This window comes from Mesobacillus jeotgali, assembly GCF_031759225.1.
GTDB classification, from domain to species: domain Bacteria; phylum Bacillota; class Bacilli; order Bacillales; family Cytobacillaceae; genus Mesobacillus; species Mesobacillus jeotgali_B.
This window is the reverse complement of record NZ_CP134494.1, coordinates 1459032-1478119: the sequence shown is the minus strand read 5'-3', so window position 1 is coordinate 1478119 and position 19088 is coordinate 1459032. Positions and strand designations below refer to the sequence as shown.

The 19088-nt window shown below is 43.0% G+C and carries 17 protein-coding genes; 9 read left to right on the top strand and 8 right to left on the bottom strand.

Annotated features, from left to right (window positions below):
- Positions 1–37 precede the first annotated feature (37 nt).
- Positions 38–637: a CPBP family intramembrane glutamic endopeptidase gene (locus tag RH061_RS07265; protein WP_311075002.1), complete on the top strand. Its 600-nt coding sequence runs from the start codon at positions 38–40 to the stop codon at positions 635–637.
- Positions 638–824: 187 nt separating this feature from the next.
- Positions 825–1469, top strand: a complete 645-nt coding sequence (locus RH061_RS07260) for a hypothetical protein (protein WP_311075000.1) — start codon at positions 825–827, stop codon at positions 1467–1469.
- Between the two features lie 35 nt (positions 1470–1504).
- On the opposite strand, the gene RH061_RS07255 is transcribed toward RH061_RS07260, so the two are convergent.
- Positions 1505–2548: a YkvI family membrane protein gene (locus RH061_RS07255; RefSeq protein WP_311074998.1), complete on the bottom strand. Its 1044-nt coding sequence runs from the start codon at positions 2546–2548 to the stop codon at positions 1505–1507.
- A gap of 228 nt (positions 2549–2776) precedes the next feature.
- Here RH061_RS07255 and RH061_RS07250 point away from each other — a divergent pair, with 228 nt between their 5' ends.
- Together RH061_RS07250 and RH061_RS07245 are read left to right on the top strand one after the other, a co-directional pair.
- Positions 2777–4930 carry an ATP-dependent Clp protease ATP-binding subunit gene (locus RH061_RS07250; RefSeq protein ID WP_311074997.1) on the top strand — a complete coding sequence of 718 codons (2154 nt, stop codon included), beginning with the start codon at positions 2777–2779 and terminating at the stop codon, positions 4928–4930.
- Positions 4931–5139: 209 nt separating this feature from the next.
- Positions 5140–8166 (top strand): efflux RND transporter permease subunit, encoded by a 3027-nt coding sequence (locus RH061_RS07245; protein ID WP_311074996.1) that lies wholly within the window; start codon positions 5140–5142, stop codon positions 8164–8166.
- Positions 8167–8549: 383 nt separating this feature from the next.
- Here RH061_RS07245 and RH061_RS07240 read toward each other — a convergent pair whose 3' ends face one another.
- Together RH061_RS07240 and RH061_RS07235 are read right to left on the bottom strand one after the other, a co-directional pair.
- The gene (locus RH061_RS07240) at positions 8550–10244 is read right to left on the bottom strand and encodes a M3 family oligoendopeptidase (RefSeq protein WP_311074995.1); all 1695 of its coding nucleotides are present in this window, start codon (positions 10242–10244) and stop codon (positions 8550–8552) included.
- Between the two features lie 145 nt (positions 10245–10389).
- Positions 10390–10827 carry a MarR family winged helix-turn-helix transcriptional regulator gene (locus tag RH061_RS07235; protein ID WP_311074994.1) on the bottom strand — a complete coding sequence of 146 codons (438 nt, stop codon included), beginning with the start codon at positions 10825–10827 and terminating at the stop codon, positions 10390–10392.
- Positions 10828–11056: 229 nt separating this feature from the next.
- Here RH061_RS07235 and RH061_RS07230 point away from each other — a divergent pair, with 229 nt between their 5' ends.
- On the top strand, positions 11057–11626 hold the full coding sequence (locus RH061_RS07230; protein ID WP_311074992.1) for a LemA family protein: 570 nt from the start codon (positions 11057–11059) through the stop codon (positions 11624–11626).
- A gap of 2 nt (positions 11627–11628) precedes the next feature.
- Positions 11629–12363 (top strand): TPM domain-containing protein, encoded by a 735-nt coding sequence (locus tag RH061_RS07225; RefSeq protein ID WP_311074990.1) that lies wholly within the window; start codon positions 11629–11631, stop codon positions 12361–12363.
- A gap of 41 nt (positions 12364–12404) precedes the next feature.
- On the opposite strand, the gene RH061_RS07220 is transcribed toward RH061_RS07225, so the two are convergent.
- Positions 12405–13400, bottom strand: a complete 996-nt coding sequence (locus tag RH061_RS07220; protein WP_311074988.1) for a phosphotransferase enzyme family protein — start codon at positions 13398–13400, stop codon at positions 12405–12407.
- Between the two features lie 142 nt (positions 13401–13542).
- Between RH061_RS07220 and RH061_RS07215 the strand changes: the two genes are divergently transcribed.
- Together RH061_RS07215 and RH061_RS07210 are read left to right on the top strand one after the other, a co-directional pair.
- On the top strand, positions 13543–14775 hold the full coding sequence (locus tag RH061_RS07215; RefSeq protein ID WP_311074987.1) for an MFS transporter: 1233 nt from the start codon (positions 13543–13545) through the stop codon (positions 14773–14775).
- 117 nt (positions 14776–14892) lie between these two features.
- Positions 14893–15087: a hypothetical protein gene (locus tag RH061_RS07210; protein WP_311074985.1), complete on the top strand. Its 195-nt coding sequence runs from the start codon at positions 14893–14895 to the stop codon at positions 15085–15087.
- 50 nt (positions 15088–15137) lie between these two features.
- Here RH061_RS07210 and RH061_RS07205 read toward each other — a convergent pair whose 3' ends face one another.
- Positions 15138–15665, bottom strand: a complete 528-nt coding sequence (locus RH061_RS07205; protein WP_311074984.1) for a hemerythrin domain-containing protein — start codon at positions 15663–15665, stop codon at positions 15138–15140.
- A 216-nt stretch (positions 15666–15881) separates the two neighbouring features.
- Here RH061_RS07205 and RH061_RS07200 point away from each other — a divergent pair, with 216 nt between their 5' ends.
- Positions 15882–16217 (top strand): hypothetical protein, encoded by a 336-nt coding sequence (locus RH061_RS07200; RefSeq protein ID WP_311074983.1) that lies wholly within the window; start codon positions 15882–15884, stop codon positions 16215–16217.
- A gap of 256 nt (positions 16218–16473) precedes the next feature.
- Here RH061_RS07200 and RH061_RS07195 read toward each other — a convergent pair whose 3' ends face one another.
- The 3 genes from RH061_RS07195 to RH061_RS07185 are packed head-to-tail and all read right to left on the bottom strand — an operon-like array spanning position 16474 to position 19071.
- Positions 16474–16758 carry a ferredoxin family protein gene (locus RH061_RS07195; RefSeq protein ID WP_023615122.1) on the bottom strand — a complete coding sequence of 95 codons (285 nt, stop codon included), beginning with the start codon at positions 16756–16758 and terminating at the stop codon, positions 16474–16476.
- Positions 16758–18053, bottom strand: coding sequence for an FAD-dependent oxidoreductase (locus tag RH061_RS07190; RefSeq protein WP_311074980.1), 1296 nt, complete (start codon positions 18051–18053; stop codon positions 16758–16760). The genes RH061_RS07195 and RH061_RS07190 overlap by 1 nt, the downstream gene beginning before the upstream one ends.
- Positions 18046–19071 carry an electron transfer flavoprotein subunit alpha/FixB family protein gene (locus tag RH061_RS07185; RefSeq protein WP_311074979.1) on the bottom strand — a complete coding sequence of 342 codons (1026 nt, stop codon included), beginning with the start codon at positions 19069–19071 and terminating at the stop codon, positions 18046–18048. The genes RH061_RS07190 and RH061_RS07185 overlap by 8 nt, the downstream gene beginning before the upstream one ends.
- Between the last annotated feature and the right edge of the window lie 17 nt (positions 19072–19088).

Here is a 19088-nt window from a genome sequence, read left to right as displayed (position 1 = left end):
TTTCTGGAAAGGGGTTTTTTTAAAAATGAGGAATTGGATGGCGGATCGCAGATTAATCATTGGTGTTTTGATCGCGCATCTTCTAATGTTTTTTACCTTCGAGGATAAAAACGTATTCTGGTATATATTCACAGCTTCAATGCTGGTTATGATCAGTTATTCGATTATACACGAAGAAATCGAAGACGATACTCCGACTATATCTTATTTAACGCTAGGAGTTGCTTCCGGACTCGGTTTATTTGGTCTCTTCTGGCTTGGGAGCTTCCTGATCGATCTACTCAACTTGCCCTTCGCTAATCAAATTTCCCGTCTGTACAGCAGATATTCACCTGACTTATTCTGGCATTATCTTGTCCTGGTGTTAATCATTGCTCCCGGCGAAGAAATATTTTGGCGAGGATTCATTCAAAAACGGCTCAGCCAATACTTTAATGTGAAATTGTCGATTAGTCTTTCCGTTTTATTATATGCTTCTGTCCACCTCTATTCCGGTGAGTTCATCCTGGTTTTAGCGGCAATCATTGCTGGAATGGCGTGGAGTGCTTTATACGCATGGAAACGGAGTATGCCTCTTGTAATCGTCTCACATATCGTATTTGATTTATTACTATTTGTTTTTCTTCCACTTAACTAGGAAAAAACAAAAGGTTTTACCTTGACAATGACCCATGCCACTTACGGCTATGGGTCATTTTCATTATTGTCCAATCCGCCCGTCCATGATATTTTGTAAATGCGACAAAAATTGTAACTTTCGTCATTCCATTCCGTCTAAAAATGTAGAAATCATCATCATACGAAATATCAGGGGGTAAACAGACATGAATAAGCTTTTAAAACCTTTAGCACTTATCGGACTATCATCAATAATCATTGCAGGCTGCGGCTCTGCCGAAGAATCAAAGTCCACAGACAAGGCACCAGCAGCACAGCCGGCTGCTGCTCCTGAAAAAAATGAAGAGAACCACCAGGAAGAAAATAACGAAGAGGGCTTGATCCGGATCATGGAGCAAAACATTTCCTATACCGTGGGCGGTGAACAAAAGGAACAGACTGCTTTCCTGAAATACAATGATAATCAAAACTACTCCATGTACGTTTTGCCGGAATATGAATTGACAGCAGAGGAACCAAACAAAGATGTGCTAATGTGGACTGAAGACGACAGTGTATTCATGCGGATTGAACTACTGCCAGCTGATGCAGAGTGGTCGTTAGTCGAAGAAAATTCAAAAGCCCAGCTTGCTGCTGTCGGTCCTGAAGTAAAAGAGGTGCAAACACCTGAAGACCCATTCTTCAACAATGCATGGGCAATGGAAACTCAAAGCGGATCAGATATCGTAACTACTTATATAATAAAAGATGAAGTACAACCATTAAAGCTGACTTTGTTCACAAAAGATGGTGCTGACCACCGAAGTGCATTCCTGGAAATGGCCCAGACAATTATGAAAGAAAATAAATAAATAAATGAAAAAGAAGGGGCTGCCCCCTTCTTTTTTCATTTATCCACATGGACCGGTTTCATCCATAACAAGACTATAAATATCAGACTGATATAGCCAAAGACCGGGTACAAGACTGAAAGAAGCGTCCCATAATCGATCAGGCTGATGAAATAACAAATGACAAAGAGCAGTGAAACGACGAGAAGGCTTGGCACCCTGATATACTTTTGGATCTGCCTTTCCAGGCCAAAAATATTGCCGATTACTGAAGTAAAGATTTCTCCATATACGATCAGGACAAAAATCCAGTAAAGACCTGCTGCAAGCTGTTTCATGACTACAGCCATCGGGATCTCAAATGTTTCGAATCCAGGGAGCATGATTAAAGTCAAATGGCTTGATAACAAAATCAAGGTCAGCGCAATGCCTCCCAGGATTCCACCCCATTTTACAGTATTATCATCTTTGATTTCTGCTGCCACAGGAACGAGGACTGCCTGGGCAAGTGACAGGTTCAGAGCTGTATATGAAAATGGTCCGATCACAGCCTTCCAGCCATCCTCTGCATATGGAATAAAAACAACCTGTTCAATGAATCCTGGCAATTTAACTGACAGGAAGAATAAGATAAGACTGAACAAGATCATCATCGGCACGACAAAAGTGTTCACAGCGAAGACGCCCTTTAACCCGACAACCATGACGGCAAGTGACAGTGCTATGGTGATAAAGATCCCCAATGATTTGGTCAATCCTAGCTGCTCCTCAAAAACGGCCCCTGCACCCGATAACATTACAGCACAAACTCCAAGCAGCATAAATAGCATCAAAACATTGATGATTCCACCAAAAAATTTCCCGAACAAATGTACATTCATTTCTTCATATGAACGGGCGCCGATTGCCGCTGCGATACGCATCAATTTTGCACCCATATATGTAAGAATATATCCCGCCATGAAAACACCAATCAATCCAAAAAGTCCAAAGCGGGAAAAGAATTCGACGATTTCCCTCCCTGTCGCAAAGCCGGCGCCCACAACAGTACCGACATAAACAGCAGCGATTTGAAAGGCAGCACCCCAATTTGTCTTCAAAGCGTTCCCCTCCCTCCTTCTCAATATATGTATGGATAGACAAACCATGACGAGCTTTTTTAAATAGTTGCTTTGACAAAACATCAACCAAAAATTTCCACAAACAAATATCTTGAAAGTCAAAAAAGGTCAAAGTATAATAAGGTTAAATTGATCAAAGATAGTCAAAGTCAAAAAACTATATTTGATCAATAAATATAGAAATGAATTTTTGAAGGAGGAATTTAAATGCTTTGCCAAAATTGCCACGAGAAACACGCCAATATTCAGTTAAGAGTCAATTTAAACGGTAATCAGAAGCATTTAATGCTCTGCGAAGATTGCTACAAAACAGAAAAAGAAAAATTAGGTGCTTCCTTTGGCAGCCAAATGTCCGGTTTTTCCGGTTTTGGAGGCTCGCCTTTCAATGATATATTCAAACAGTTTCCAGGCAACATGAATAATCCAGACCAGAACCATAATCCAGCGGCAGCTACAAAAACAGCCGGCGGAGGAAATGGCTTTATTGACCAATATGGCAGGAACTTGACCCAAATCGCCAAGACCGGCTTGATTGACCCGGTGATTGGACGAGACGAAGAAGTCACACGAGTAATCGAAATCTTAAATAGACGGAATAAAAATAACCCTGTTTTGATTGGGGAACCTGGCGTAGGTAAAACAGCCATCGCTGAAGGACTCGCTCTTAAGATTGTTGAAGGCGATGTTCCGGATAAGCTGAAAAACAAAGAAGTTTATTTATTGGATGTCGCGTCAATGGTTTCGAATACAGGTATTCGCGGGCAATTCGAGGAAAGAATGAAACAGCTGATTTCTGAATTGCAGGCTCGCAAAAATATCATTCTGTTCATCGATGAAATTCATCAGCTTGTTGGAGCAGGATCTGCCGAAGGATCCATGGATGCAGGCAATATCCTGAAGCCAGCACTAGCCCGCGGTGAGCTTCAAGTGGTCGGTGCAACAACACTGAAGGAGTATCGACAAATCGAAAAAGATGCGGCGCTTGAAAGACGTTTCCAGCCAGTTCATGTCCTCGAACCAACAGTGGATGAGGCTGTCGAAATCCTGAAGGGAATTCAGTCCAAGTATGAAGATTTCCATCAGGTCACTTTCCCGGAAGAAACAATTAAGGCATGTGTACAGCTTTCACACCGTTATATACAGGATCGCTTCCTTCCTGACAAAGCGATTGATTTAATGGACGAAGCTGGGTCAAAGCTTAACCTAGTTTCAGATTACACAAATAAAAATGATGCTGAAAGCCGCCTAGCTGAAATCGTAAAGGAAAAGGAAGAGGCATTAAAGCAAGAGGACTATGAAACAGCTGCAAAGCTGCGTGATGAGGAAACCAAGCTTGAAAAGGCATTGAATGAAAATCGCAACACAGCACGTCCTTTTGTCACAATCCAGCATATCCAGGAAATCATTGAGAAGAAGACTGGAATTCCAGTGGGCAAACTACAGGAGGACGAACAAGTCAGGATGAAGAATCTTGTCGCAAACCTTAATGGCAAGGTCATCGGCCAGGAGGATGCTGTACAGAAAGTAGCCAAAGCAATCCGCCGCAGCCGTGCAGGTCTGAAATCTAAAAACCGTCCGATTGGGTCCTTCCTATTCGTCGGCCCAACAGGTGTCGGTAAAACAGAACTGACCAAAACATTGGCAGAAGAACTGTTTGGCTCCAAAGATGCAATGGTGCGTCTTGATATGAGTGAATACATGGAAAAACACAGCGTTTCCAAGCTGATTGGTTCACCTCCAGGTTATGTAGGCCATGATGAAGCCGGCCAGCTGACCGAAAAGGTAAGGAGAAATCCATACAGTATCATTCTGCTGGATGAAATTGAGAAAGCACACCCAGATGTACAGCATATGTTCTTGCAGATTCTTGAAGACGGACGCCTGACTGACAGCCAGGGCCGCACCGTAAGCTTCAAGGACACTGTCATCATCATGACAAGCAACGCTGGAGTCGGACATAAAACAATCAAGGTAGGATTCGACCAGAGCACCGCTGTCAACGAATCAAGTATCCTTGACTCCCTGGGTGGCTTCTTCAAGCCTGAATTCCTGAACCGCTTTGACAGCATCATCGAGTTCAAGGCACTTGAAAAAGAACATCTTCTTCAAATCGTTGACTTGATGATTTCTGAACTGAAGGAAACACTTTCAGAGCAGAACATCAGCCTTGAAGTCGAAGCTGAAGTGAAGGAAAAGCTTGCTGAGCTGGGATACCATCCAGCATTTGGTGCACGCCCTCTGCGCCGCTCCATTCAAGAACAGCTTGAGGATTCCATCGCGGACTTCATTCTTGAAGAACCAGATGCGATTGAATTGAAAGCAGTCATCGAAAATGATGATATCACCATAAAACGCAAATAATTACCTCGAAGGTTCGGATTGACTCCGAATCTTCTTTTTTATGCCGTGCAATTTAAAATATCCCTTTGAAAAGCGCTCCGGTTAGCCTGTTCCTGCAACCGCATCATGGCAAGTAAACTATTTTTAAATTTTACAGTTTAAAAATGAAATATACATAAAAGACATATAGAATAAGAGCATAACTTTTTAGAAGAAACGAGGTATACCTAATGGGGTTTCTGACACGGTTCAGTCTGAAAAATGCTTTTGCTGTTTTTATTATTTCATTTTTACTGATACTCGGCGGACTGTATTCCTTCACTCGTCTGAAGGTCGATTTACTGCCGAATATTGAATTCCCTCAGCTATCTGTGGAAGTCTTTTATCCTGGTGCATCACCTCAGGATATCAATGAGCAAGTGACCGAAAAGCTGGAGACTAAATTCAAAGGGATAGATGGATTAAAGAAAATCCAGAGTTCTTCCTTTGAAAGCATCGCAATAATCAATCTGGAGTTCCCTTTCGATACCGAACTTGATGATGCTGAACAGCAGGTCAATTCCTTCATCAAGGAGGCAGGACTACCCGAAACAGTTGAGACAAATGTAAACCGATTCTCATTTGGCACATTCCCGATCTTCAATATTTCCCTGTTTGCAAAAGGAGATCAGGACCTGGAACAGCTTGTGAACGAGGAGATCATTCCTGAACTGAATAAGATCCAGGGAATAAACAGTGTTTCAGTTGGCGGCATGACGGAGGATATCCTTCAAATTACCGTTGATCAGGAAAAGGCTGCCCAGCTTGCCCTTAGCTTGAATGAGATTAAAGAAAGTATTAATGCTAAAAAATTCAGCTTTCCAGCTGGCAACTTGAATGAAAATGAAATCCAGGTACCGGTAAGGGTTCAGGAAAAAATTGAAGAAATCAATGAACTAGAAAACCTGGTTTTACAGTCAAAATTCGCTCCAAATGCACCACCAGTTAAGCTGGGGGATATTGCCTCGATTGAGGTTGTAACCGAAAAGCCTGAAATCACCCGCTATAACGAAAAAGAATCTTTATCGATGGCTATCACGAAAAAGCAGGATGCGAATACGGTTGAAGTTGCCGAGAAGGTATTATCAGTCATAAACAGCTATGACGACCGGCTTGAATACGCGATTGGGTTTGATTCCGCGGAAGGAATTGAAAAATCGGTCAATACCCTCGTAAAGGAAGGTTTGCTCGGAGCCCTGTTCGCATCAATCGCTGTATTGATCTTCCTAAGGAACTTCAGGGCGACGATTATTGCCATTGTATCGATTCCGCTTTCGCTATTGATTTCGTCAATCTTTTTGAACCAGCTTGATATCTCATTGAACATCATGACGCTAGGCGGCATGGCTGTCGCAGTTGGCCGGGTGGTCGATGATAGTATCGTAGTTATTGAGAACATTTTCCGAAGAGTCCGTAAAGAAAATAAAGCCATGACAGATGAACTGATCCAGGATTCCACGAAGGAAATTCTGAAGGCGATCACGTCCTCAACCATAACCACGGTTGTTGTATTTTTACCATTGGGACTTGTCGGGGGCATTACCGGGGAATTCTTCCTTCCGTTTGCACTGACAATTGTGTTTTCATTGCTGGCATCTTTGATTGTAGCCGTAACAATCGTTCCGATCCTGGCAAAATTCTCTTTCAAGAAGGTGCCTAAGGAAGAAAAAGAAGGTGCAATGCAAAGAGCATATGCGTCATCAATCAAATGGTCACTGAACCATAAAACCCTTGTCATCTTCCTGTCCATTGCCCTGCTTGCGGGTTCAGGATTCCTTGTCAAAGGTCTTGGTTTCACATTCATTCCAAATGAAGAGCAAAAACTCCTGGTTGCTACATTCCAATTGCCATCTTCAACATCATTGGAAAAGACGAATGAAGTTTCTTTGAAGGTCGAGAACATGTTCGCAGAACAAAAAGATATCAATGATGTCACCGTTGGAATCGGCAGCCGGGACTTCCAGACCGGACTCAAACGCCAGAACCAGGCTAACTATTTTATTAGTCTTGGAGATGGTGTAAGTGTTTCTGAGTTTATACCAATGCTTGAAAAAGAAATGGAAGAAATCGTCCTATCAATAGAGCCAGATGCAAAGATCGGCATTCAGGAACAATCTACAGGCGGTCCACCATCAAATAATAATGTCAATATTGACTTATATTCTACTGACCTTGCTGTCTTGCAGGACGCAGCTGCAAGTGTTGAAGATTATATGATGAAGCAGGAAGACCTGAAATATGTATCCAACAATTTTTCCGAGAAACAAAAGCAAGTGATTGTCGATATCGACCCTGAAAAATCTGCTCAATTAGGGGTTTCCGGGTTCCAGGTTCTTGGTACGATCACTGATAAAACCAAACCTGTAGATGCTGGTTCCATGAAACTCGGCGGTGAAGAACGACGTGTTTCCATTACCTATGATGAAAAATCCAAAACGATTGAGGACCTCAGAAACACGATGATCTTCACTCAACAAGGGCCGGTTCCTATCACTGAAATAGCCAGTATCACCGAATCGGAAGCTTTTACCTCGATCCAGAAATTAGACGGCAAGATATTCGCCCGCGTTTCTGCACAAATCGATTCAAATGATATAAGAGCCGTTTCAAGTGCTGTCATTGATGGTGTCCAAAATGACATCGAACTCCCTGAGGGTGTTTCCCTTGAAGGTGGAGGAGGCAGTGACGAGACAGTTGAAACATTCACTCAGCTGGGAATTGCGATGGTCGTGGCCATTGGGCTTGTCTATCTGACGATGCTGATTACTTTCGGCCAGGCGAGGATTCCGTTCATTATCCTCTCATCCTTGATTTTCGTCCCAATCGGCTCTCTGCTCGGATTGTGGATTGCCGATGAACCGATGTCAGTAAGCGTCATGATTGGACTGCTGATGCTGATCGGGATCGTAACGACGAATGCAATTGTCATGGTCGACCGTATTGGCCAGAACCGTACAGAGAAAGGAATGCCTATACGCGAGGCACTTATTGAAGCAGGCATCACAAGACTGCGGCCAATCCTGATGACTGCCTTTGCGACGATCGCTGCATTGATTCCATTGGCGCTCACTACTTCATCAGGCACCCTGATCTCCAAAGGTCTGGCAGTAACCGTAATTGGAGGCCTGACCTCCTCCACCCTTTTGACGTTGATTCTGATTCCTGTTATTTATGAAGTATTTTTCTACAGACAGGTGAAAAAAGAACGAAATATGTAAGGAGAAAGCCCGCATGAAAATGCGGGCTTTTTGAATGAGAAGGTGAAGACAACTGTAAGTGCGATTGGTGACCAATATTCGTCAAAATCTCGAAAAGTAGTCACCAATAAGGGCTATTGGTGACCTAAAATCCTCGAATTCTCGAAAAGAGGTAACCAATAAGGGCTATTGGTGACCTAAAATCCTCAAATTCTCGAAAAGTGGTAACCAATAAGGGCTATTGGTGACCTAAAATCCTCGAATTCTCGAAAAGTGGTAACCAATAAGGCGGTTTAGCAACTCACATATCTAACAAAGAGAATAAAAAAACTGCAGACAAACTGATTTTCATCAAGTTTGCCTGCAGTCTGAAGCGAAACCACTAGAAGCTTCGTATTTCCTATTTACAGCTTGCTATCGTCAACCGAATCAAGCCAGTTTTCGATTTCGCCAATCACTGACTGGACACAGCCTTCTTCGAATGGGGAAATCAGGTTCGCTTCCTTGACGAGGTCAGTGAAAGCCATACTTCCTCCCAGCTTGCATAGGTTAGCATAATCATTCCATGCTTCTTCCTGATTTTCCCTTGAACGCTTCCAGAACTGGAATGCACAAATCTGCGCAAGGGTGTAATCGATATAGTAGAAAGGTGAATTATAGATATGGCCTTGTCTCTGCCAGAATCCTCCTTCTTCCAAGTAAGTGTTTCCGTCATAGTCTTTATGAGGAAGGTACTTCTTCTCAATTTCTCTCCATTGTTGCTTTCTTTCTGCCGGTGTTGCTTCAGGATTCTCATAAACCCAGTGCTGGAATTCGTCGACAGATACTCCGTATGGCAGGAATAGCAGCCCGCTGCTTAGGTGCGAGAATTTATATTTATCGGTATCCTCTTTGAAGAATAATTCCATCCATGGCCATGTAAAGAATTCCATGCTCATCGAGTGGATTTCACACGCTTCATAGGTTGGCCAGTTATATTCAGGTATCTCAAAATGGCGGCTGGAATATACCTGGAACGCATGCCCTGCTTCATGTGTAAGGACATCAATATCGCCTGAGGTGCCGTTAAAGTTCGAGAATATGAATGGTGACTTATAGTTTTCAATGTATGTGCAATAGCCTCCGCCTGCTTTGCCTTTCTTCGCCACCAGGTCCATCAGGTTGTTTTCATTCATATATCTGAAAAATTCACCGGTTTCAGAAGATAGCTCATCATACATTTTTTGACCATTTTCAATGATCCACTCAGGACTTCCTTTTGGAGCCGCATTGCCAGTTTTGAAGTCAAATGGCTCATCAAAGTACTTTAACTCTTCCACACCAATACGATTCTTTTGGCGTTCCTTAAGCTTTGAAGCTACCGGAACAATGTATTTATGAACCTGGTCCCTGAATGCTGCTACCATGCTGCTGTCATAGTCCGTACGGAACATACGGTAGTATGCCAGCTCTACAAAATTGCTATAGCCAAGCTTGTGGGCCATTTCAGTCCTGACTTTGACAAGCTCATCATAAATCCTGTCGAACTCTTCTCCATGCTCAGAAAAGAATGCAAATTTTGCTTCACTTGCTTTCTTTCTTGTTTCACGGTCTTTTGACTCTGTAAAAGGATCAAGCTGGGCAAGAGTCCTCTCTTCCCCTTCAAACATGATTTTCGCTGATGCAACAAGCTTTGTATATTCTGTGGAAAGCTTGTTTTCCTTCTGCATCAATGGAACGATTTCAGGTGAAAACTGCTTTAACTGTGCTTCAGCCAGAGCAAAAAGCTGACGTCCCCATTTTGCTTCTAGTTCATCGCGGAAAGAGGACGAAACAAGTGCTTCATAATATTTTGTCACCAAGCCCTCTACCTGTGGAGCCAGTTCATCAAGGAAATCCTGCTCTTGCTTATAGAACTCATCTTCGGTATCGATAGAATGGCGGATATAGCAAAGATTGAACATCGTGCCTACATCATTGCGCAAATCATTGATCCCATTCATTGCCGTGCTTTGCTCCTCAACAGAACCTGCACTTTTGAATTGCTCAAGCAGTTTATCGAATTTGGCAGTGACTTCATCCAAATTCGGGCGAGTGTATGTATATTGTTCAAATTTCACGGTATTGCCCCCTTTTTCTTTATACGGGAAGTATTATCCCCATCCCTTTCCTATTCTACGGATATTCCCTTTTTCCCTTTTTATTACTTGTTCTTTCCATAAAATTTTCAGAAAAGGCAATAAAAAAAACGGCATCCGCCGTTTTTTAATATTTGCTCACAGAAAGGCCCAGCTTTTTTAGCAATTCAATCGCTGTGTCTTTTTCATCATCATTAAGACTGTCCATGAGTTCATGGATCAAGGCGCTATGTTCAGGGAAGATTTCTTCTATTAATTTTCTTCCATCATCAGAAATTTTCGCATATGTGACTCTTCGATCTTTTGGACAGGCTACTCTATTTAAATAACCCTTCTCTTCAAGCTTATCGACTACATAGGTAATGCTGCCGCTGGCGAGCAGAATCTTGCCCCCAATTTGCTGCAATGGCTGTTCGCCTTTATGGTATAAAAGCTCTAACACAGCAAATTCTGTCGGGTTGAGTCCATTTCTTTGGATGACCTTGTTCACCTTTTCATTGACAGCCCTGTACGCTCTGGACAATACAATGAATAACTTCAAAGATTTTTCTGTCTCATTGTTCATACAAATTCATTCCTTTACCTTAAACGACTAATCCATAACTAGAGTATATCTGAATTCGTTGTTTTTATCAGTATTTCCCTTAATTTTATATCAAAAACTAAATAAAGTCCTTCCTGAGTATCTAATCTTCCAAAGCGAAAGAGAAATCATCAGCAATAAGTTTAAAACTCTTGCATTTGAGGGAAAAATACGGGCATCAACAAACAACTAAGAATTAGGAGTGGCTATAGTGAAAAAAGGATTAGGAATTGTTATTGGAATATTAGTGATACTAGGAATCTTCATCATGATGGGAGTTGGCAGCTATAATAATTTTGTCGCCGAGGAAGAGAATGTCAATCAGGCATATGCGCAGGTAGAGAACCAGCTGCAGCGGAGGCTTGACCTCATTCCCAATCTTGTCAATTCGGTAAAGGGCTATGCAGCTCATGAAAAAGAAGTCATACAATCCATTTCGGATGCTCGCGCCAGATTAGCAGGAGCGAATACACCGGAGGAACAGGCAACTGCTAATGCCGAGTTGTCCAGCGCATTGAGCCGCTTACTTGTCGTTGTTGAAAATTACCCAAACTTGAAAGCGGATAAGCAGTTCACTCAATTGATGGATGAGCTTGCCGGTACAGAGAACAGGTTGGCTGTGGCAAGAAAAGATTATAATGATCAGGTATCCGTTTATAACCGGAAAGTGAAGCAATTTCCAGGTGCCATCATCGCGAACATAACAGGTTTCGATGCTAAGGAATACTTCAAGGCGGACCCTCAGGCACAGGAAGCCCCTGAGGTTGACTTTGGAGGCTGACGATGAGCATTAATAGATTCCCTCGCCTGGCAGCAATAATTGGCATCCTGCTATTGCTGCTTCCTGCCGGGGCAATCGCGGCACCAAATGAGATACCTGCACCAGTAGGTGATATCTATGTTCAGGATTTCGCCAATGTTTTAAGCGAGAAAGAAGAAATACAATTAAAGAACATCGGAAGGTCGATTGATGATCAGACTTCTTCTCAGATTGCTGTCCTGACCGTTGACTCGATTGGTGAATCCAGCATTGAGGAATACACGGTCGAAGCTTATCGCCAGTACGGACTGGGCACAGCAGAAGATGATAATGGCGTTTTGCTTGTAATTGCCATGCAGGAAAAGAAAATCAGGATTGAAGTCGGCTATGGGCTTGAGGGAATCATTCCCGACGGCAAGGCAGGTCGCATCCTTGATGAATATGCGATTCCGCATCTGCAAAATGGGCAGCCTAACCTTGCTGTCATGAATACGTATCAGGCGCTTGCCAATGAAGTATCAGGTACAAATGAATTCGGGAGTGCACGAGGTGATGTTCAGCAACAGCAAGAACTGCCGATACCTTCGTGGCTGATTGTCATCATCGTAATCGGCGTCGTTGTCCTCGATTTTATGTTCTTCGGCGGGACCTTAACCTATCTGCTTTTATCGATCATTTCGAGAGGCGGCGGTGGCGGCGGACCTCGAGGAGGAGGAGGAGGCTCATCCGGGGGCGGCGGTGCAAGCCGTGGCTGGTAAATGACAAAACCACCAGAAGCATTTGCTCTGGTGGTTCCTTTTTATATTTTTATATTTATGATTGGCTGTTTATTCCGGATCCTGTTCGCGATTTCTTCCATCATCTCCTTCAATTTTTCGTCCCTATCTTCTGGGGCGATTTTTTTATGGAGAACTGCGTACAGTACAATATCACGAAGCATCAGGAACAAAGGTACTTGTTCTTTCCAGCCGTCTGGCAGCGAATTCGCTTTTTGATATCCCTCGATAAAAGCATCCAGAAATAATTTGCCAAAACGATTTCGTTCTGCTTCCTCGCTGGCAGGGATTCGGTATATGATCGAATAGTACAGAGGGATCGCGATATCCGAAGTGAACCAGTGGTAACTCGCATCATCGAAATCGAAAACATGAATCTGTTCTCCATCATAAAAGAAATTCCCGGAATGGATATCAGTATGGATGATCCCGTAATTATCCTTGTTTTTTGGCAGGTCTGAAATCAAGGCAATCACTTCTTTTGCATTTTCTACTAATTGCCTCTCTTCGGAAGGATAATATTTTTCAATTGACAAGAGATCGTCATCATCCCAGCTTGATCGTTCTTTTATTCCTTTAGACGGCTCATAGGATTTTGTGGCATGATGCATCCTTCCAGTCGTTTCTCCCCATTTTTTGAACAAATCTTCATTGAATTCATCAGAACGGACACTGATAGCCTTCCCATTGGCTTTGGCGTATAGGCAGCCATAAAATGAACTATCATCGGCTGCCCTGATTTCTTCTGCGAAGTTACCGTCTTCCGATGGAAAAACCTCGGGAACAGACAAACCTCTGCTATTCAAATGCCTCATCCAGTCCAATTCAGATAATACCTCATCCATGTCCCGGTGCGAACTGTGGGTGAGCCTCATGATATATGGCTGGCCATTTTTATAAGTTTCATAAACATAATTCTCGAAATCCCCAAGTTTCTTCACTTCCTTCTCCAGCCCGAAGCGCCCCAGGAATTCGTCTAAAATTTCTTGGTTCATCAAATTGCTTACGGCTTTTTCCATACACTGTTTCCCCCGAATGAATAATCTGTATTTTCTAAATTATATTAGACCATATTTTTCACCAGAAAAGCTATTTTTATCTGGTGACTTTTTCTGTAAAATGATATGTAGGAAACCGAAATATTTTTAGAAGGAGACAAACATGAGCCAATCAGCCGCCGCCGTTAGCGCCAAACCGCAGAATCAAAATGAGACAGCATATAAGATACTCTTTATCATCGGGTTAGTACATTTATTGAATGACTCCATTCAATCCGTCATTCCCGCCATGTTCCCTATCCTTGAGAAATCGATGGGTCTGTCATTCACTCAATTAGGAATGATCGCCTTTTCATTGAATATCGTTTCTTCCATCCTTCAGCCTTTGATAGGTATGGCAACCGACAAGAAGCCCATGCCTTATGCCTTGCCGCTGGGTTTGACCTCGACCATGTTCGGAGTTCTTGGACTCGCATTCGCTTCGAGCTTTGAGTTTGTTATTCTTTCCGTTTTATTCATCGGACTTGGGTCAGCCGTGTTCCATCCTGAAGGTTCCCGGGTTGCCTATATGGCAGCCGGTCCGCGCAGGGGACTGGCACAATCCATTTACCAGGTTGGAGGCAACTCCGGACAGGCCCTTGCCCCTTTGATCACGGCACTCATCCTTGTTCCGCTCGGCCAATTTGGAGCAGTATGGTTTACGATTGTCGCGGCTATTGCTGTTGGGCTGCTTTTATACATCGCCGCCTGGTACAGCAGGAAACTGGATTATGAAAAAATAGCTGCCAAGGTCAATCAAGCTAACAAACGAGTAAATAAAGGTATCTCAAAAAATATCAAAATGGCGCTTGTCCTGATTTTATTTTTGATTTTCGCGCGTTCCTGGTATATCTCAGGTATGACGAATTTCTACGCATTCTATACAATCGACAAATATGGCCTATCGATTAAAGAGGCGCAAATCTTCTTATTTGCCTTCCTTGTTGCCGGTGCATTCGGCACTTTTTTCGGAGGCCCGCTGGCAGATCGTTTTGGCAAGAAAAATATTATTTTCATTTCAATGATTGCGGCTGCGCCTCTGTCCGCCATCATCCCATTTATGCCGTATAGCATCGCCTTTGCCCTGCTTACCCTTAGCGGCTTTATCCTGATGTCGAGCTTTTCTGTTACTGTTGTATACGCACAGGAGCTTGTTCCAGGCAAAATCGGCACGATGGCTGGATTGACAGTCGGTCTTGCATTCGGTATGGGGGCCATTGGTTCAGTCGGTCTCGGGTATCTTGCTGACCTAATCGGATTGCCATTGATGATCATCTGTGTCGGATTCCTGCCCTTGCTGGGAATACTGACTATGTTCCTTCCTTCAGATGAAAAACTGGCTGAATGGCACAGATAGGAAAGTTCGAATAATTACTGTTTTGTGGAATTAATTATTTCCATTTTCACTTTTATGTTTAGGCATGCCCCTGATAAGGAAAGAAAGAAAGTGAGGATTTAATGAAGGGAGATTATCATGTCTACGTTTAAGATCAATTATTTTTTCGAAAAAGATTTTTCCGTTTCACGACCAATCGAGGTGGAGGACATTTCTGGAGCCATCCAGGATGCCAAAGATCAAGAAGGGTTGATCGAATTCACTGATGAAGATGATGTTTTTTATCGTTTCGATACAAAAGACATAAAATTAGTTACAATTACTAAAGCTTAAAACGATTTAGGAAGGGTGAAGCAATCGCTGCTTCACCCTTTTTGTCTTCTTTATATTAACTGAATGCGTTCAGCCAATTCCTGTTTTTCTTCCTCGCTGAACATATTCTCCGCCATCGGGAAAAGAATGCTTTCCTCTTTGGCGAAGTGGCTCACCAAAGTGTAATTAGCATTTTTTATCATCTGGGCATTCTCAATCATCTTATCTCGTGAAAAACCTGTGGTACCATCCTTTGTATTATGAAGGAACGTTCCGATAAATCGCTTTGCCTGATCATGTTCATATTCCATAACCGCAATAGGTCCCATTTCTCTTCCAATATAGGCTGCCATCATTTCGAACAGCACGCCTTCTTCCCTCTCTGAATGCGGCTCCAGCTCTGCAAGGAACTCAATGACCATTTCCCTAAGCCTTGAGAAATTCTCTTCCATTTGCTCCCCTTCTTCGATTTTCTGTGAAAGATCCAAAAGGGTCGCAAGCATCTCCAATAGTGGTGGATGTTCATTTTTTAATTGCTGAAGACCTGCACTTAATGTAAAACTTGAATCCTGGTTAATACCGCTCATACAACCTGTCATTTTTAACGGCCTCCTATATGTTTTTATAATTTCATTATAGAAACCAATGCAATCTCAGGTTGTGATGGGTATCACAATTAATATTTATTTAGGAAAATGTGAAGGAAAAATGACACTTTGTTAAAATTTCTAAAAATTTTAACAATTCACCTTCAAATATTATCATTCCTTACATATAATAAAGTTATAGCTTATTGTAAAAGGAGTGATTTTACCTTGCAGAATAATTTGTACCGAGAATTTTATCAAAAGTCACTTATGCCAGCGGGATTAAGCGACAAACAGGCTTTCCTCGACATCCAGAATGACATGCTGCATACCCATTTATTGATTGGGCTTCAAGGGCACCAAAAAGGTGACAGTGAATATTTCAATTGGAATGTGACAATATACAAATCTGATTCTTCAGGAATTTATGATGCGGGCAAACCGGTATATGCATCAACTCTATTTGACCGTTTTGATGATGCTGTTGAAGCAGCTCGGAATATAGAAAAAGAGATCCTTAGTGACCAGCTTCACACAATGCGCAAACAAGAAAAAATCAGTTAACCCCCACCCTAAACCCTCTTTCTAAAGCTCCACCTTTTTTTGAACCCATTTGTGAATTAACTTACATATGATGTAAATAGAGCAATTATTGAAAGCTAGCTATTAAAGTATTTTTACCATCACCTTTTTTCGTTCTTTGTTCCCACTTCCAGTCCACTTATTTCATTTACCCATCTGATTCTGACTCATTATTTCGCATGTTTGAAACTAAAAAGACCGGCGAACTTTTTGTCCGCCAGTCTTTTCTTGTTAACCATTAAGCAAGCCTGAATACAATGCCGTGTCCACCCTTTGGATATTCCCATTTGATATTCTGGTAAGGGCAGCCGATCCGGCAGCTGCCGCATTCATGACAGCCTTCATAGCCTACCTGCATCCTTTTCCCTTCCCACTTGTATACTTCAGCCGGGCAGAATACTGTACAGAGTTTGTCAGGACACTGCGTCATGCAGACGTCATGGTCCAAAACTGTCAGATGTGATTTCGTGTCACACTTAAACCTTAAAAGAAATTGTTTTTCCTCGATGTTCGTCGTTGACATTATTTCACCGCCTTCCAGGCACGATAGATGTCTTGCATTACTTTAAAGGTTCCTTTTTCAGCTGTCACGCTGCGCATGATTTCCTTTTGTTTTTCTCTCTTAGGTGTTCCATCTACTGTAAAGAACTTGCTCATTGCTTTGTTCATCATTGGCAGATATTCCTTGAAATACTGCGGGTATGTCTCAAAGGTATGTGCAGCATCCTTATATTTTTCGAGGTCTTTAATGATAAAGCTGCCGAACAGTGCTTCTTTATAGCGGTTCAGGCTGTTTTCGCTAAAGTCGCCATCTTTTTTGGCTTCTACGATCGCTTCTGCAGCCATTTGGCCTGAAGCCATCGCCATGTTTGAGCCCTCACGGTGGATGGCATTGACCAGCTGTGCAGCATCTCCTACTACAAGCACACCGTTACCGGCTACCCTAGGCACGGAATTGAATCCTCCCTCAGGAATTAAGTGGGCCAGGTACTCTGCGGATTCCCCTCCCTCCAGATAAGGACGGACCATCGGATGTTTCTTGAGATAATCAAGCAGCTCATATGGCTTCAATTTGGCTTTGATCATACTTGAGAGTGTAGTACCCACTCCAATATTCAAACTTTCTTTGTTTGTATAAAGGAAGGCGGTGCCAAGATTGCCTTTTGTTGAATCACCGAATATCTCAATTGTCGTTCCATGATTTCCTTCAAGATTAAAACGTTCATTGATTTTATCCTTTGGCAGATTGATAACTTCCATAACCGTAAGGGCAACCTCATCAGGACGGAATTCCCTGTGGAAGCCAAGCTGTTTGGAAAGCAGGGAGTTTACACCGTCTGCAAGCACGACAACATCTGCAAATGCTTCTCCATCGGGGCGATCCGTACGCACACCTACAACCTTGCCATTTTCTACAATACATTCAGTGACAACAGTTTCATTGATCAACAATGCACCCTGTTCCACCGCTTTCTTTGCGAACCACTGGTCAAAGTGTGCACGCAATACTGTAAAGTTATTATATGGTTCAACTGCCCATTCGAGACCTTTGTAACCTAACTGGACGACCGATTCTTTATCCATCATCCAGAATCGCTGCTCAACAACCGGCCGCTCCAGTGGGGCTTCCTTCCAAAATTCCGGAATGATGTCCTCCATCTGTTTGCGATAAAGAACCCCGCCCATTACGTTCTTTGATCCTGGGTATTCACCACGTTCAATCAGCAATACTTTCAATCCGCTTTTGGCACAGTTGTAGGCACATGATGTTCCAGCAGGGCCGGCTCCTACGACGATTACATCAAATTTTTCAGACATAGCTCATTTCCCCGCCCTTCTCTTTGCTGAGCTCTTTGAACTGCTTGATTAGTTTCGGTACAATTTCCAATGCATCGCCAACAATGCCATATGTGGCTACGTCGAAAATCGGAGCGTTCGGATCCTTGTTGATAGCAATGATCAGCTCAGAGTTCTTCATTCCTTCGACATGCTGGATTGCCCCTGAGATCCCGATGGCAAAATAGATCTTCGGAGTGACGGTCTCGCCAGTCTGGCCTATTTGCTGTTCATGCTTCAGCCAGCCTGCCTCTACAACATCCCTTGTGCCGCCAACACTTGCTCCAATTACTTCTGCTAACTCATGAATTAGCTGGAATCCCTGGATATCGCCTAAACCTTTTCCTCCAGCGACGATGACATGGGCTTCTGCCAGGCTGGCCTTTTTTGTTACGTCCTTCACAATTTTAAGCACCTTTGTGCGCATATCCTCTTCCCTAAGTTCTAACTCTTCTTCGATGATGACTCCCTTCCTGCCTTCATCTGCTTCAAGGGCTTTCATCACCTTAGGGCGCACTGTGGCCATTTGCGGCCTGTGTTTTTTACATAGAATGGTTGCCATTATATTACCGCCAAAAGCAGGACGGCTCGCTTCAAGCAGCCTTTTCTCGATATCGACATCAAGCATTGTAGTATCCGCTGTCAAACCGGTGCTTAAATCCGTTGCGACCGCACTTGCCAAGTCCTTTCCATTTGGTGTCGCTCCATAAAGGAAGATTTCCGGCTTGTATTTTTCAGCAAGGATACAGACACCCTTCATATATGACTCAGTCCGATAATCTTTTAGGACCGGATGGTCAACAACGTAAACCTGGTCTGCACCTGCATAGATGACTTCATTCGCTAAAGGCATGACACCTTCCCCGAGCATAACTCCGGAAAGCGGCACTTCCAGCTTGTCTGCAAGCTTCCTTCCTGCACCAAGCAATTCCAGTGAAACTCCTTCGATTTTTCCATCATTTACTTCAATGAATACCCAGACTCCCTGGTTTTCTTCCATCCTGCATTCCCCCTTTT

Bases quoted from the DNA above. Each gene is read 5' to 3' on its own strand.
- RH061_RS07265 (WP_311075002.1), top strand. From the start codon at position 38: ATGGCGGATCGCAGATTAATCATTGGTGTTTTGATCGCGCATCTTCTA.
- RH061_RS07260 (WP_311075000.1), top strand. From the start codon at position 825: ATGAATAAGCTTTTAAAACCTTTAGCACTTATCGGACTATCATCAATA.
- RH061_RS07250 (WP_311074997.1), top strand. From the start codon at position 2,777: ATGCTTTGCCAAAATTGCCACGAGAAACACGCCAATATTCAGTTAAGA.
- RH061_RS07245 (WP_311074996.1), top strand. From the start codon at position 5,140: ATGGGGTTTCTGACACGGTTCAGTCTGAAAAATGCTTTTGCTGTTTTT.
- RH061_RS07235 (WP_311074994.1), bottom strand. From the start codon at position 10,827: ATGAACAATGAGACAGAAAAATCTTTGAAGTTATTCATTGTATTGTCC.
- RH061_RS07225 (WP_311074990.1), top strand. From the start codon at position 11,629: ATGAGCATTAATAGATTCCCTCGCCTGGCAGCAATAATTGGCATCCTG.
- RH061_RS07220 (WP_311074988.1), bottom strand. From the start codon at position 13,400: ATGGAAAAAGCCGTAAGCAATTTGATGAACCAAGAAATTTTAGACGAA.
- RH061_RS07215 (WP_311074987.1), top strand. From the start codon at position 13,543: ATGAGCCAATCAGCCGCCGCCGTTAGCGCCAAACCGCAGAATCAAAAT.
- RH061_RS07210 (WP_311074985.1), top strand. From the start codon at position 14,893: ATGTCTACGTTTAAGATCAATTATTTTTTCGAAAAAGATTTTTCCGTT.
- RH061_RS07205 (WP_311074984.1), bottom strand. From the start codon at position 15,665: ATGACAGGTTGTATGAGCGGTATTAACCAGGATTCAAGTTTTACATTA.
- RH061_RS07195 (WP_023615122.1), bottom strand. From the start codon at position 16,758: ATGTCAACGACGAACATCGAGGAAAAACAATTTCTTTTAAGGTTTAAG.
- RH061_RS07190 (WP_311074980.1), bottom strand. From the start codon at position 18,053: ATGTCTGAAAAATTTGATGTAATCGTCGTAGGAGCCGGCCCTGCTGGA.
- RH061_RS07185 (WP_311074979.1), bottom strand. From the start codon at position 19,071: ATGGAAGAAAACCAGGGAGTCTGGGTATTCATTGAAGTAAATGATGGA.